This is a genomic window from Acinetobacter sp. YH12069 (assembly GCF_013419675.1).
GTDB classification, from domain to species: domain Bacteria; phylum Pseudomonadota; class Gammaproteobacteria; order Pseudomonadales; family Moraxellaceae; genus Acinetobacter; species Acinetobacter amyesii.
The window spans coordinates 91,889-106,782 of the sequence record NZ_VOZS01000003.1 but is presented as its reverse complement, the minus strand read 5'-3'; the positions used below and the strand labels follow the sequence as shown (position 1 = coordinate 106,782).

The 14,894-nt window shown below is 39.2% G+C and carries 14 protein-coding genes; 3 read left to right on the top strand and 11 right to left on the bottom strand.

The genetic code is table 11. The annotated features are described in order from the left end of the window. Position 1 precedes the first annotated feature (1 nt). Both FTU16_RS02130 and FTU16_RS02125 read right to left on the bottom strand, forming a co-directional pair. Positions 2–346, bottom strand: coding sequence for an SMR family transporter (locus tag FTU16_RS02130; protein ID WP_078188613.1), 345 nt, complete (start codon positions 344–346; stop codon positions 2–4). 81 nt (positions 347–427) lie between these two features. Beyond that, the gene (locus tag FTU16_RS02125; protein WP_180162600.1) at positions 428–1,435 is read right to left on the bottom strand and encodes an alpha/beta hydrolase; all 1,008 of its coding nucleotides are present in this window, start codon (positions 1,433–1,435) and stop codon (positions 428–430) included. A gap of 311 nt (positions 1,436–1,746) precedes the next feature. Here FTU16_RS02125 and FTU16_RS02120 point away from each other — a divergent pair, with 311 nt between their 5' ends. Together FTU16_RS02120 and FTU16_RS02115 are read left to right on the top strand one after the other, a co-directional pair. Beyond that, positions 1,747–2,190: a universal stress protein gene (locus FTU16_RS02120; RefSeq protein WP_078191806.1), complete on the top strand. Its 444-nt coding sequence runs from the start codon at positions 1,747–1,749 to the stop codon at positions 2,188–2,190. 141 nt (positions 2,191–2,331) lie between these two features. Continuing rightward, positions 2,332–2,778, top strand: a complete 447-nt coding sequence (locus FTU16_RS02115) for a universal stress protein (RefSeq protein ID WP_078188616.1) — start codon at positions 2,332–2,334, stop codon at positions 2,776–2,778. 49 nt (positions 2,779–2,827) lie between these two features. Here FTU16_RS02115 and FTU16_RS02110 read toward each other — a convergent pair whose 3' ends face one another. From FTU16_RS02110 to FTU16_RS02080, 7 genes are all read right to left on the bottom strand, one after another. Then, on the bottom strand, positions 2,828–3,856 hold the full coding sequence (locus FTU16_RS02110; protein WP_180007886.1) for a DUF1311 domain-containing protein: 1,029 nt from the start codon (positions 3,854–3,856) through the stop codon (positions 2,828–2,830). 121 nt (positions 3,857–3,977) lie between these two features. Beyond that, the gene (locus FTU16_RS02105) at positions 3,978–5,453 is read right to left on the bottom strand and encodes an OmpA family protein (protein WP_180162599.1); all 1,476 of its coding nucleotides are present in this window, start codon (positions 5,451–5,453) and stop codon (positions 3,978–3,980) included. A 166-nt stretch (positions 5,454–5,619) separates the two neighbouring features. Further along, on the bottom strand, positions 5,620–6,522 hold the full coding sequence (locus FTU16_RS02100; RefSeq protein WP_257224780.1) for a lysozyme inhibitor LprI family protein: 903 nt from the start codon (positions 6,520–6,522) through the stop codon (positions 5,620–5,622). 15 nt (positions 6,523–6,537) lie between these two features. Continuing rightward, complete coding sequence (locus tag FTU16_RS02095; protein ID WP_180162598.1) at positions 6,538–7,248, bottom strand: hypothetical protein; 711 nt, start codon at positions 7,246–7,248, stop codon at positions 6,538–6,540. A gap of 117 nt (positions 7,249–7,365) precedes the next feature. After that, positions 7,366–8,598, bottom strand: coding sequence for a dihydroorotase (locus FTU16_RS02090; RefSeq protein ID WP_180162597.1), 1,233 nt, complete (start codon positions 8,596–8,598; stop codon positions 7,366–7,368). A gap of 9 nt (positions 8,599–8,607) precedes the next feature. After that, a complete protein-coding gene (locus tag FTU16_RS02085) occupies positions 8,608–9,624 on the bottom strand; it encodes an aspartate carbamoyltransferase catalytic subunit (RefSeq protein ID WP_180023479.1) in 1,017 nt (338 codons plus the stop codon). A gap of 368 nt (positions 9,625–9,992) precedes the next feature. After that, a complete protein-coding gene (locus FTU16_RS02080) occupies positions 9,993–10,349 on the bottom strand; it encodes a hypothetical protein (RefSeq protein ID WP_111884255.1) in 357 nt (118 codons plus the stop codon). Positions 10,350–10,570: 221 nt separating this feature from the next. On the opposite strand from FTU16_RS02080, the gene rlmKL reads away from it, so the two are divergent. Beyond that, complete coding sequence (gene rlmKL, locus FTU16_RS02075; RefSeq protein WP_078188622.1) at positions 10,571–12,775, top strand: bifunctional 23S rRNA (guanine(2069)-N(7))-methyltransferase RlmK/23S rRNA (guanine(2445)-N(2))-methyltransferase RlmL; 2,205 nt, start codon at positions 10,571–10,573, stop codon at positions 12,773–12,775. A 41-nt stretch (positions 12,776–12,816) separates the two neighbouring features. On the opposite strand, the gene FTU16_RS02070 is transcribed toward rlmKL, so the two are convergent. Together FTU16_RS02070 and FTU16_RS02065 are read right to left on the bottom strand one after the other, a co-directional pair. Continuing rightward, complete coding sequence (locus FTU16_RS02070; RefSeq protein WP_078188623.1) at positions 12,817–13,239, bottom strand: hypothetical protein; 423 nt, start codon at positions 13,237–13,239, stop codon at positions 12,817–12,819. A 234-nt stretch (positions 13,240–13,473) separates the two neighbouring features. Next, positions 13,474–14,775, bottom strand: coding sequence for a DUF945 family protein (locus FTU16_RS02065; protein WP_180162596.1), 1,302 nt, complete (start codon positions 14,773–14,775; stop codon positions 13,474–13,476). Positions 14,776–14,894 lie beyond the last annotated feature (119 nt).

Below are 14,894 nucleotides of genomic sequence, written 5' to 3'. Positions count from 1 at the left end.
ATTAGTGTCCAGCTGAAGTTGAAAACAGGTTGATCACGACCACACCTGAAACAATCAGGCCTATCCCTAACATGGCTGGGAGGTCTAAACTTTGACGAAAGATAAAGTAGCCAATTAGTGCAGTTAAAACAATACCAACGCCTGCCCAAATGGCATAAGCAATACCAAGTGGTATGACTTTAATCACCTGAGACAATAAATAAAATGCCAAACAGAATAAAACTGCGACAGCCAATGAAGGCGCAAGTTTGGTAAACCCTTCTGACTTCACCAAAAATGTCGAACCAATTACTTCTGAGATAATCGCCAATGACAGTAAGCCATACGCCAATGTTACCGAATTCATTATTCATTCCAAAAAAAACATACCAACTGGTAGGTATGTTATTAAGTTAGAGATTATTCTGCAAGCATTTTAAGTCTGTTTTTAATTTTTAACGGACTGTACGTGTTGTTGCAAAAATTCTAAAGTGCGATCAAAGGTCTGCTGGCTAGCCTTTTTACTCATCATAAATTGATATTCATGTACCAAATATTCTTTCGAATCTGGATAAAATACCGCCGTCACAGGTACATTATTTGCCTTCATTTTTTCTACAAAAGGCTCAGATTGCGTTTTGGTTAAAAAATCTTTATTGCCACCGCTGATAAATACAGGCGGATAATTTGCATTAATATTTGAGGCCGTTGAAATACGCGTTAAAAACTCGGCATCATCTTTTTTGTCTCCGGTATACGCCTGAACTAAGTTATAGACGCCCCACTCGATCAGTCCAATCTCGTCAGGTACAGTATTTACAAAGCTGTTTAAATCATAAATACCACAATGCAAAATCAGCCCTTTAAGCTGTGAAGGCTTTAATAGAGGTTGAATCTTTGACGCTTGCGCAAAATCTGGATTCGTAACCAAGGCGGCATAATGACTGGCCATATTTGCACCTGCAGAATCCCCTGCCATATACATATTTTGCGAATCAATGCCATATTGTGCCGCATGTAGATTTAAAAACGTCAATGCAGCATCAATTTGGTTGAGCTGTACGGGATAAATGGCTTCAGGTGCAAACTGATATTGAACAGAAACCACATTATAACCTTGGGCTGCGAGCCGTTTAAAATATCCACCTGCATGCTCTTTTGAACCTGAGACCCAACCGCCACCGTGGATCCAAATAATCGTTGGTCTGGGTGCAATCGCTGTACTTGTTTCAGGTTGATAGATATCCAAGCTTAAATTTGGATTTTGTAGATATTGAATATTTGACTGCACAATAACATTGTCAGGTGCATGTAGGTTGATAAAGGTCTTTTGGACTTGTGTCGATAAGTTAAATGCACCTGCAATCACTTTGGTACTGCTTTGCGTGTTTTGACAACCAGACAAATGCAACACTGAACACATGCTGAGTACAACCAACCCTACTTTATATGACATATCTAACTATCCAATCGCATCAATTCTGTTATAAATCTAAGATTTAAAACTGTATATAGTTTAGGCTTATTTTTATAAAGTTCATATTGATCTTTTAGGCTCAAAATCCGAGAAAATTAGTCGATTTTATTTTAATATTTTTTGAGCAAAGTCCGAGTTTTTCGCTCAGATTTATTTGACGACTTATCGACATTAATTTATGTAATTTTATGAATTTACAATATTTTTTAGATTAATAAATTGAACCATTCACGACAATGTGTTATCAATAATCTATAGGGTTTAAAAGCAAAATTACAGGAGATTGTTCCATGTCATATCAAAACATTTTAGTACCTGTCGATGGTTCAGAAATCTCGTTTTCTGCAGTTAAAAAAGCTGCAATTATTGCCAAGGCGTTTAACAGCCAACTCACTTTAATCAGCCTTGTTGCTGAAGACCCATTTACCGATGCAGACTTCTATTATTCTTCATCAATCATGAAAGAATATTTCGTACAAGCTTATGCAAATGCAGAATCCGCATTAAAAGAAGCTGTGCAAATTACAACTGAAGTGGGTGTAGAAGCACAAAGTAAGATTATTAAAGGCCAAGTTTCTGCTGAAGGTGTCGTAGAAGCAGCCAATGAAGTCAAAGCCGATTTGATCGTGATGGGTTCGCATGGTCGTAAAGGCTTTAAGAAAATGCTACTCGGCAGCTTCGCACAAGATGTACTCAGTAATACTGAATTACCTGTGTTGGTTGTAAAAGCTTAAGATGACTAAGCCCACATCATGTGGGCTTTTTTCTATTCAGCACACCCTTCACCAAAAAGCTTACCCTTTTGTCTAATTCATACAATATCGTGAATAGAGCAAGATTAGATTGATAACATTTAAAATATTAAGGAAGCAGATATGAGTCAATATCAACAAATTTTAGTCCCTGTGGATGAATCTCCAATTTCATATTCTGCTGTTGAACATGCGCTCAGCTTGGCTAAAAGTCAAAATGCACAAGTGACCATTGTTAGTGTTGTTGCTGTTGATCCATTCGTTGGTGTCGATTTCTATGCTGTTGCACCTGCAATCACTGAATATTTTATGCAGGCTGAAAAAAGTGCTCAGCTGCGTTTAGAAGATATCAAACAAACCTTTGTACGTGATGGTATCGAAGTTAAAACTCGTTTGATTCATGGTGTATCGCCAACTGAAGGGATTTTACAAGTGGCTGATGAAATCTCTGCGGATTTAATCATCATGGGTTCACATGGACGCACAGGTTTGAAAAAAGCCATGCTAGGCAGCGTGGCACAAAATATTTTAACGCAGTGCCCAATTCCTGTTTTGATCATCAAGCAATAAACTAAGATTCAAAAAAAAGCCCTCAATTGAGGGCTTTTCTTCTTTTAGATCAATTAAACACGTTATTTAAATACACAATTCGTTCTGTAGTTTTCTGATTAAAACATTTGGTATATTGCAACTCTTGATTTTGCGTATTCATCGCATCATCCCAGTATTGCGAATGCTTTTGATAAGTCTCTTTTTCACTTTCATTTAATGAATAAACACTTTTTTGTGCAAGCACTTTACAGTCGATATCACGCTTTTCAAACCAGTCTGCTTGATCTTGCTGTAACTGCGCCTTTTGTTCATCACTAAAACGATCCCAAGTCTGATTGAGACGATCCACCACTTTGGCATTATCCTGATCTAGCTCTTTTTTTCGAATATCCATTGCCTTTTGTGCAAGGCTCATTTGTTGAGATTGACTCTCCATCCCTTGCTGATAGGATTCTTCGTTTCGCTTATTTTGAGCACTATATGCCGCATATAGCACCGCATGACGTGTCACTGTTACAACGCTATCAATTACGTCATTTTGACTTGGGACACTTAAACTTAAACCATCTTTGTCCGTTTTAGTGATGCTATAGCTAAAGTTCCCTTTAAGCTGATCATTGTCCATGCTTAAGCCTGACTCACCATCTTCGAGTGAATCATTCAAAGTATAATTACCACGTTCTTCACAGCCTTCGTCACATGGTCGTTCAGCAAAGGCGTTTTCAGCACGCTTTTGTAATCCTTTCGGGAAAACCACCAACAGTTGACTGCTACATTCCAATGTTTTGGCTTTATTAGGATCTTCAGTTAAAGTCGTGACATTTTGAATGTTAAATTTTAGATTTTTTACAATCAGATCCATGAGTTGCTGATCGGCTTCATAATCTGACTGACGTATTTCTTTGTTTAATTCTTTGAGATATTCTTTTTTTAAATGATCTTGCAATTGGTCAATATTGGCTTGTGCAGTACAACTCCAATCTTCCAAAGCAGGCGCTTCCGTTTTGGCTTCTGTATCTTTTTTATTTTTAAAATTATCACAGCCGGATATTAATGCCGCAGACAACATGAGGCTCGTGATGACTATTTTTTTCATTGTATAAGTACCATTATGATTTTATTCTTCGGGCGTATTTTACTCAAAATTACAGCGCTTTGACGAGAAAAATCCCCGCATGTGCAGGGATTTTTTATATATCATCTCATTTAGTACGGTTTTAATTGGCCTTTTCAGTCACGCCTTCATTGGTAACATCTCGTACTTTGCCATTCTCGGTATTTAAAACTTCAAACTCAATACGTCGGTTTTTGAATTGACCTTCTTTGGTGCTGTTTTCTGCTACCGGTTTTTCTTGACCATAACCCACCGCTTGAAGCTGTGCAGGATCAACGCCTTTCGACACCAAATAATCCACCACAGCTTGTGCACGCTCTTGCGATAAAGCTTTATTCGCTTCCGCATTACCCACAGCGTCGGTATGACCTTGTACAGTCAGATGTACCTGTGTTGCGCGCTGCATTAACGCTGCCGCTTGATCCAAAATCGATTTATTCACGTCAGGAATATCAGATGAACCTGTCGCAAAATTAATAATTTGTAAGTTCAGCGCAGTCGCAACATCTAGAGCACGAACTTGTTCAGGGTTAATACTCGCTAATGCTTTTTGTGCATCAGTAATACTGTTATCTACTGCAGTTTGTTCGCTCACGCCTTCTTGAATCAATACCGTCATATTTTTTGCTAAAGGCTTAATTTGATTGGCAAGGCTTTGAGCATCCGCAGGATTTTGCGACAAAATCGATAACTGATTTTCTGTCCAGGTTAAAGTGGTATTTGGCACACCTTTAAGTTTTTGCAGAACCGTTGGAATGGTATCTTGATCAATAAATTGCGTATGGTAACTGGCATCAGATGAAGCACCACAACCCGTATTAAAGTTAAAGATCTGTTTGACTTGTTGCTGCAAAATTTCAAGATAATTTGAATCACCAGTTTGAATTTGACAGTTGGTTAACTGCCCATCTGTACCGGTGCTAAATTGCAAATGTGCTGGCTGAGATGCAGCAGGCTGTGCAACCGTTGTTGCAGAGGTGGTTGGTTCTTCTTTATTAGTACAAGACTTAAACCAAAATGCGATCAGACCCAATAATATAAGCAGCGCAATAATTGGTAATAACCAATTCGAGCGTTTTTCTTCAACGATAACAGGTGTTGGTTCAACAACAGGCGCTTGGTGTAATGTACGGCCAGCTGCAGTGTTTACCCCTAAACCTGCGAGTAAAGGCACTGCCCATTGTGGTAGTGCCGCCAAAATGCTATCTACATGATTATCAAGTAAATGCGTGATTGCGACAGGATCAGATGAACCCGCTTCATTTTCAAGCACCCCTATGGTTGGGGCGATCGAATGATTCAAGGTCTGCTCTATTTCTGACGCTGGAGCAGCACCGCCACCAAGATGTTGCAGAAATTGATCTTTTAATGTGGGATTCGCCGAGAAAATATCACTAATTCGTGGATTTAACTGTTTTTGAAAGGCATCAATAAATTCAGGTTTGGATCGAAAAATATTTAACAGGACTGGAACAAACTGGCTAATAGCTGAATTTTTTTCAGTTAAGTGTTGTGTATCACCGTCCAGCACAATCGAGGAGACGTGCTGCTTAATAAGCGCTAATAAATCTATACTCATATTTGTACTCCATGCAGTTGTCATTATTTTCATGTGTACTTCAGTTTATATGCTTATTTTTTGATCAAATGTAATAATTTGTTCGGACTTGTCAACGCTTTAATTTCTTCTTTTATTTTCAATCTTCACTAAAAAAGCCAGCCGAAGCTGACTTTTTAGTATGAAATTAAGGTTCTAGATAATATATTTTTTGGCGCAACTCAGTAGTTCGTGTCACAGTCATATTTGTTTCACAGTTTAAACGATAAACCTCTGGATTTTCTGTATTTGAACTTTCTAACTTACACTCTAAATCACGTTTTTTTAGCCAAATTTTTTGTTCCGCAAGTAATTGGTCACGAACCTCTTTTGTCGTCGCATTCCAAACTAAATTCAAGTTCTCATTTGCTGTATCTAAATTCGACTTAGCTTCTGCTAACACTACTTCTTGATATTCTTGTACTGCTGCATTTTGTTCAGCAATACGTTTCACTTCTTCTTGTTTAGCTACTTCAGCTGCATTTTGCCTTGCAGACTTTAGTAAAGAGTCTACAGCAACTTCACTAACAAAATGGACTAAAGCATCGGAATTTTCCAAAGTAACAAATACTTTTTTTCCATCATCAGTTGGTTGAACTAAGTACTCAATTTCCTTTTTTAATTGATTTTGTTCTAAACTAAGATCCGAAAGTACAGCAGATTGTGCAACATTATTCTGTTCGTATACAGCCCTTGCTGCATCTGCGTCTAAAATCATTTGCTCTGGTAATTTAACAATAAAATCCGTTGCACAGTAACTTTTCTTACTATTTGGATCCGAATTATTAGTACGAACATCAGTAACTTGAAAAGTAATTTGCTTCAAAGAACTGCGTAATTTACCCATATCAATGGTGATATTTTCCGTCTCAATTAATTCTTTTATACGATTACTTGATAGATCGCTTAAACCTTTACTAAATGATTCAACCACAAGCTCTTTAGCAGTTTCATTATCACATTTGGCAGTTGTTCCAGTAATTGATGAAACTTTATCACAAGCTGTTAAAAACACAGATGCTACCGCAAGACACATAATTTTAAATTTCATATTCATCTTACCATCTTAATATTCTGAATAATATTCAGTTTCTGCTGCAGTTGCTTGTGCTGCTGCCGCGGCTGCATCTTGCGCAGCCAAGTTAGCCTCATAAGCTGCATTAACTGCTTGCTTCGTTTCAGCCTCTTTTAGTTTAATTTGATTTTTCTCTATTTGAGGCTTTAAAAATGCATAAGTTAAAGTATCAGAAATCAAAGTATTAAAATTATTTGTGTTCTTAACTAGAGTAAAAATTTTATCGCCCTTGTCTGAGGGTTGGAGCGTATATTCTAAAGTCAAGTTGATTTTATTATTATCAAAATCAACACCTAAGTCATTAGCTTGACTCTCAGTTGAATAGCGATCTACTTTAACACGGGCTTCATCTGATTTTTTCACAACATCGGAAGGTAAAATTGTTGCTAAATCAATTGAACAATTCGTCTTTGAACTATTCGGATCAATAAATTCTGTACGACTATCCATCAAAGTAAAATTTATTGATTGTGCTGAAAGTTTTAATTTAGCAGGATCCAAATCTTTGATTGCGCCATCCGAAATTAGCGATTTAAGCTCACTTTCTAATTGGTTCGTTAGGTTATCTTTTAAAACTTGATTAACAAGCAGCAAAGCTTCTGTGTCATCACATGCTATATGCTTAGAAAATAAATTACCCTTACAACCTGTTACACATACTGTAACCACACCAATTGCTAAAATATTTTTATAAAACGACATATTACCCCCTATTTATTTGAATCAAATATACACAAATTTACATAAACTAACCATTTTTAATTAAAAAAAAGCTGACTATTGCCAGCTTTTTTTAATTAAATTCTACTCATTTTTTGTTTATCTAAAGAAAGCGTGAACTACTTTACCTTTTACCGTTTGCTGAATTAATGGTGTGTTCTTACCATTTGAGACAATCGTGTCTTTATTAATAGTCCACTCAAGTTCTGGATCGACAAGCACCCAACCCGCTTCATCTGCCCAACGTTGTTGCATATTGGCTACTTTAGCAGGTGCGAGTGTGACTTTCTCAACCCATTCCAGTGGGCTTAATAGACCTTCTTGAATCAGTTGAATACCAAAAGGTACAAAGGTATCAAATGCGGTAAAACCGGGCTGTGTTTCAGCAAAAGGCGCCATTTTCGCAGAGCTGCTCAGCGGCTCATGATGCGTACAGATCGCGTCAATTACACCGTCTTTCACTGCTTGGCGGAGCAAGTCTTTATCTTGTTCTGAACGCAGTGGCGGACGCACATGCGCAAGTGAATTAAAGCCATCAATCAACTGATCCGTTAAATGCAATTGGTGCATGGCTACATCGCAAGTCACCGGCAAGCCTTTCGCTTTGGCATGTTTAATCAATTCAACAGATGCACCTGATGACAACAGACCAAAGTGCGCACGCACTTTAGTGGCTTCAATCATCAGTAAATATTTTGCAATGGCTACGGTTTCCGCTAATGCAGGGATCATCGGTAAACCTTGACGAGATGCGACAAAGCCTTCATGCACACAGCCATCTTTGGCAATCTGCGGTTCTTCGGCATAGAACACAACGGTCATGTTCAGACCCGCAGCATATTCCAAGGTACGAATCACCACATCATCGTCCATAAATGGCGCATTGGCATTTGATACTGCTGTACAGCCGCCTTTTTTCAAACCTGCCATATTCGCAGGCTGCTTGCCTAACAAGCCTTGAGTTTGCGCGCCAATCACCTGCAGATAAATACCGCCGTCCAGCATGGCTTTTTCCACCAGGCCATGAATCAATGCGCCATTGTCCTGCACAATCGGTTTAGAGTCTGGCGGGGTAAACACATGCAAAATACCATTCGCACGCGCAGCCTTACCTTCTGACTTTAAAGTGCCATGCTGCTGCTGACCCGGCTCACGCAAACGCGCACAGAGATCAACCATACTTGGCATCAGCCATTTGCCTTGACCATCAATGGTTTCAGCGGCATTGCTATCGGCAACCAATCGGCCATTTTCAATATAAACCGTCTGTACGCTGTCAGTTTGATTAATTGGATCTAAGACACGTACATTTTCAACTTTAACAATACTCATGACTATCCCTTAAACCGCAATCGCTTCAATTAAACCTTTTTCTTGCAACTGACCTTGCATCGCCAAAGCCAGTACAGCCATACGCACCGCAATACCATTAGTCACCTGATGTAAAATCACCGACTGAGTGCCATCGGCAATACTTGAGTCAATTTCAACACCACGGTTCATTGGTCCCGGATGCATCACGATGCAGTCAGGTTTAGCCAAAGCCAGACGCTCTTTATTCAAACCATACATTTTGTAGAATTCGGCTTGAGATGACAGCGCAGGAGAATCAATACGTTCATTTTGAATACGTAAAGTAATAATCACGTCGCAGTCTTGAATGCCGGCTTCCATGTTGTTGAACAAACGAATGCCTTCGCCATAATCATCAAAACCGTACGGCAGCAAAGTATTTGGCGCAATGACACGAATATCTTTACAGCCCAATGTTTGCAATGCAGCGACATCTGAACGTGCAACACGTGAATGCTTAATATCGCCAATGATGGCAATGGAAATGTCTTCAAAATTCTTTTTGGTTTCACGGCGAATCGTCAGCATATCCAGCATGGCTTGCGTTGGATGCGCATGACGGCCATCGCCTGCATTGATGATTGCCACATGCGGACAAACATCTTTAGCAATAAAGTGCGGCGCGCCTGACGATGAATGACGAACCACAAAAATGTCGGTCGCCATCGCTTCTAAATTCCACAAGGTATCACGCAGTGTCTCGCCTTTTGATGTACTTGAACGCGCAATATCAATGTTCAATACGTTTGCAGACAGACGTTTTGCTGCCGCTTCAAAAGTGGTACGGGTACGTGTTGAATTTTCAAAAAACAGGTTCATTACCGTACGGCCTTCTAAAAGGTTGTTGGTAATCAGCTGATTTTGGTCATTAAAAAAGGACTGTGCAGTGTCCAATATTTTTGTGAGAGTTTCTTTAGAAAGGCCTTCGATGGTGAGGAAATGTTTTAAGTTACCATCTTGGTTGAGTTGAATCTGGCTCGGTGTATGCAATGCCGCCAAGTGCATGAGAGATTCCTTATCGTTAAGTTAACGCATTATACAGAGAATCTTGGCAAATGGCAGTTGAAGTTTTCAACGTTCAATGCAAACGCATGATGTTATTCAAAATGAATTTTCAAATTCCTATCTATCATTTCAATTAGATAAATTAAACGTTTTAAATTAAACTTCACCTTTCCCCTTTCAAAAAGCCTTCAAACAGAACTTCAATCCACCTTTATTTTTAATTGAATTGGATACTTTCAAAAAATAAAGTTCAGCTGTAAACAGCCGCCTTCTGCGCAGTTCAACAACTCTTGAAATAAGGAAGTTGGTTTATACATCAGGCTGTGCGCAGCAAGAAAAATATACCTACTGCTCACAGCAGGATTGAATTAACGCAATGCGCCGATATAACGATGTGCAACCTGTGCTTTATAGATATCTTCCGCAGTCGGTTCGCTCATTAAAATTTCTGCTGTTTCATGCGATACTGAGTTAACCATTGATTCTTCTGGTACTGAAACTGCAACTTCATGCAAATTCAACTCACTATATAAACGTGCAACTAAACGAGATAATTCAGGATCAGCCGTTGCCAAAGCCAAATTAGAAACAAAGCGTGCATATTCGACATTTTCAACTACATATAATGCGTCAATAACCCGACCTGACACACGACGTAAACGCGCGTAAATTAAAGTGGCGATTGAAAATGCGTTTGATTGACTATTGATTGCCAGCCCTGTCATAAATACCCCTAATGATATCAATATTATAAAGATCGAATTTTGATCAGGGTTATAGCAATTTTTGTACCATTAAGTGATATTTCTCACAATGTACACAGAATAAATTTGGTAAAGTCATTCAAATCTACCGATATTTCTCCCGTTTCAGCGCAATATCGTCCGCCCAAATCCACGAAAATACGTTAAAATATGCGATTGCTTTTTTGCCTTTGGAAATTTACATGAATTCGAAACCGCGTCTTTCTACATATTGGGTTACCTGTGCAGATGGACTGGAAACCTTACTCCGCGAGGAAATTGAAGGTTTAGGTGTTCAAAATATTGAACAATTCCCGGGTCGTCTTGTATTCAAAGGCACACTTGAAGATGCATACCGTATTTGCATGTGGTCACGTTTGGCTTCTCGTGTACTCACCCCGATTCATACACATGAATTAGAGTTCACGCATGATGCACGTGATGTAGCGGAAGAGCTCTATGAAGGTGCAATAAACTTTGACTGGTCACTTATTTTTGCACCACAAAGTACATTTGCTGTTCGTTTACACATCGAACGTGACATTAAAGTCAATTCTCAGTTCGCAACTTTACGTGTCAAAGATGGTGTGGTCGATTCCTTTATGGAAGCTGTGGGCAAACGTCCTAGCATTGACATTAAGCAACCTGAAATTACATTGTATGTATTAGCTGGCAAAACTGAACATACTTATTGCTTAGATTTATCAGGTGACTCTCTGCATAAACGCGGCTACCGTCGCTACATGACAGATGCACCGATTAAAGAAAACTTAGCGGCTGCCATCTTACAGAAAGCAAAACTTAAACAGCATCAACCCGATATTATCTTGGACCCAATGTGTGGTTCAGGGACATTTATCATTGAATCTTTAATGATTTTGACTGACCGCGCGCCAGGCCTTGTTCGTCGTTTTGGTTTTAATGGTTGGAATGGTCATGACCATGAACTTTGGATGTCGATCAAAGGCGAAGCTGCTGAACGTCATAAAGCCGCACTTGAAAACCCTCTCCCACAATTCTATGCATTTGATGCCGACTGGGAAGCGGTAAAAGCAACCAAACAAAATATTATCGCTGCAGGTTTCGAATCTGTACTTGATCAAATTAAGATTGAAGAACGTACACTTGCAGACTGGCCAGATTTCCAAGCAACGGGTAAGAAAAGCTTTGTTGTCACTAACCCGCCATACGGTGAGCGTTTAGGTGATAAAGCCTCTAACCGCGCACTGTATTTAGGTCTATCGGCATTATTACAAAAGAACTTCCCAAATCAGCCTGCTGCTATTATTGCAGCACAAGTTGAACAGGCCGATGTCCTTGCCTTTAATGATCCGCAAATTTTGCGTTTGATGAATGGTAAGCTCCCAATTTACGTCCGTTTTGGTACAGTCAAACCTGCAGCAGTTCAAAAGCCTTTCCTAGAGCATTGGGAACCTCAACAATTTGAAAAAATTGAAGGTGCAGAAGACTTTACTAACCGTCTGCAAAAAAACATGCAGAATCTTAAAAAATGGGCAGTTAAAGAAAATATTTTCTGCCTACGTTTATATGATGCCGATTTGCCAGACTTTAATGTCGCGGTAGATTTATATGGTGATCGTTTACACGTACAAGAATACGCACCACCGAAAAAAATTGACCCTGAAAAAGCCAAAAAACGCTTTAACTTAGCACTGCAAGCGATTCGTGCAGTGACAGGCTTAGGTCGTGATGCGATTTTCATTAAAACACGTGCCCGCCAAGAAGGTAAAAATCAGTACACCAAACAAAGTACTGCGTCTAAACGTTTCATCGTTCAAGAAGGTAAAGCTAAGATTTTGGTGAACTTAACAGACTACCTCGATACAGGTCTGTTCCTTGACCATCGTCAAATGCGTTTACGTATTGCCAAAGAAGCCAAAGGTAAACACTTCCTGAACTTATACAGCTATACCTCTACAGCGAGCTTACATGCAGCGCTTGGCGGTGCAGCAAGTACGACCAGTGTCGATTTGTCAAATACCTACCTAAACTGGTCTAAAGAGAACTTTGTACTGAATGGTTTGACAGTAGATCATGCAGATGAACAACATCAATTCTTCTCTAGCGACTGTTTTGAATGGTTGAAAGAAGGTCACGAGCAATATGACCTGATCTTTATTGACCCACCAACATTCTCTAACTCTAAAAAGTTCTATGGTACGTTTGATGTCCAACGCGACCATATGTCTTTGCTTAAACGTGCCATGAACCGTTTAACCACTGACGGAACGCTTTACTTCTCAAACAACTACCGTGGTTTTGAGATGGACGATGTGATCATGGCAATGTTTGACGTTGAAGAAATCAGCAATGAAACCATTGGCCTAGACTTTAAACGTAATACCAAAATTCACCGTGCATGGAAAATCACTCATCCACAAATCTAAGGTTTGACTTTAGAAATTCCTGATCTATGAAATGAAGCACGTCAGTGCTTCATTTCAACCACGACTCCATCTGGATACGTTACTCGAATATTTTCGTGTCGCTCTTGCAGCACGATACGGTTAATCGGTGCGACTTCTGGAGATTGTATTAACCCGACCTGATCCGCTGCCCTTTTCTTTTGAAGCAAATAATCACTCATGGTTGAGCCTTCAAGCTGGGTCTCCTGAATGATCTTATTATTACGATTAGATTTATGATTTGAATTTTTCTGCTGCTCTTCTTTGGGTTTAGCTGCTTCACTCTCAATAATATCTAAGGTTTCTTCACTAAATTGTTTTTTACCTTGCGTTTCATTCGACAAACGCTGATCTGAAATTGAAGTACCCGCAAAAGCGGTAGACTGAACAGCGATCAGAAAAATGCTACTAATAAGACTGTGTTTTACCCAAGAACATTTAGGCATGGATGAATGAACAAGTTTCCGTCTAAAAAAATAATCGTGTGAAATGGTGTCTTTCCTATTGTTGTTTTCATTGGCTAGTTGCCCATTGACGCTAGCAACTTTTCAACTGTTCAACAATGGCTAGGCCGCTGTGTTCCGATAAACTGAAAATCATAATTCTGTAGCCAAAAATACAAAACCGCCAATCTATGACGGTTTTATATTTTTTAAACTTAACTACTCACTACTGGTTGCTTATTTCTTTTGTATGGCTTGACCAAAAAGCTTTTGACCGAACTTATATTGCATACTCATGACCATGTTATCGCCATCGCGCTTGCCTTGCCCTGATGTTTCAAAACCAGCAAACATGGCTTCAGCTTCCTGTCCTGACAAACTTTTGCCTTGTAATTGCAAAATATTATTCATGATTGCAGTCATCATATTTTTATCGAAACTTAAGTCTGCTTGAAAATCCAGTAAGCTCGGTACCATTTTAATAAAAGACTCCATAGAAGCATGGTGACCCGGCATGACTTTCCCCACGACATTTGCAGAAGCTTTACCTCCACCAATACTGATGGAGTTATCTTTAGACTCAAAATCAAAACCTTGGCTTGCGATTGCTAAGAATGCTTGAGTCATTTCTTCACTTGATTCACCCACTGCATCGCATGAATTTTCCACCTGATGCAAAAGTTCACTAAATGCACGAACTTTATCTAGATTAACTTTATGCAATGCCAAATTCAGTGCGAAATCTTTGGTGACTGGTGAACCTGGGAAATCCATCTCATCAGCTTTTAAGTAGCCTTCAAAGTCCACATCATGTTTATTTAGTTCGGTCTCCCAACGCAATTGCATACCACGCATGCCGCCTGAGAACTTTTGATCTAAACGTTTGATAGAAGCCGCTTGGATTTCAACAAAACCATTTTCAAGATTTTTCTGATTTAAACCTTGATTGGTCTTCATCGAAAAATTTTGCACCATGGTTTGCATTGGACCTTCACTCAACCGAACCACAGGTAAATGGATTGAAAGCTCAGATACCTTAGTGACTTGCCCCGGTAAACTACTGATCCGAATTTGCAATTGGCTTGCATCAGCTTGTACTGTTGCACCTTGTGCAGTCGTTTTAAATGCAGGAATCTTTAGATCTGTTTTACTTTGACCAATCCAATTGACCAAAGTTTTTGCCGTTAAGTCCGTGCCAAAAAGCTTGGCATATTCGGACGTACTTTGTTGTTGAACAATCTTAAAATTCGAGTTGATATTATAGCCTTTCAACCCACGTTGAATCTGATCTGTACCCTTCAACACGATCACTTCTTTCGGTTTACACGGGTCTGTTTTCAGGGTTAATACCCAATCGACTGTTCCACCCATCAAGCCCATTTGATAATTGCTGTACTTTACATCAACATCTTGTACAGCTGCGGACCAATTATTCTGTGTATAAAATTGGGCAAGAGATTTATCTGCATATAAATTCCCTCCCACCACTGCTGCTGAAAGCACCGCTAAACTGCCAATTCCCCACATCAACTTCGACATGTCTTTCTCATTCTGATTATTCTTTGCGCAGTATACTGAAGAACTCAGTTACATAAGTACACAATTAGAATGATTTTAAATGATTGATTTGGCAGTTTTAATTGATTTTTTGATCGTTA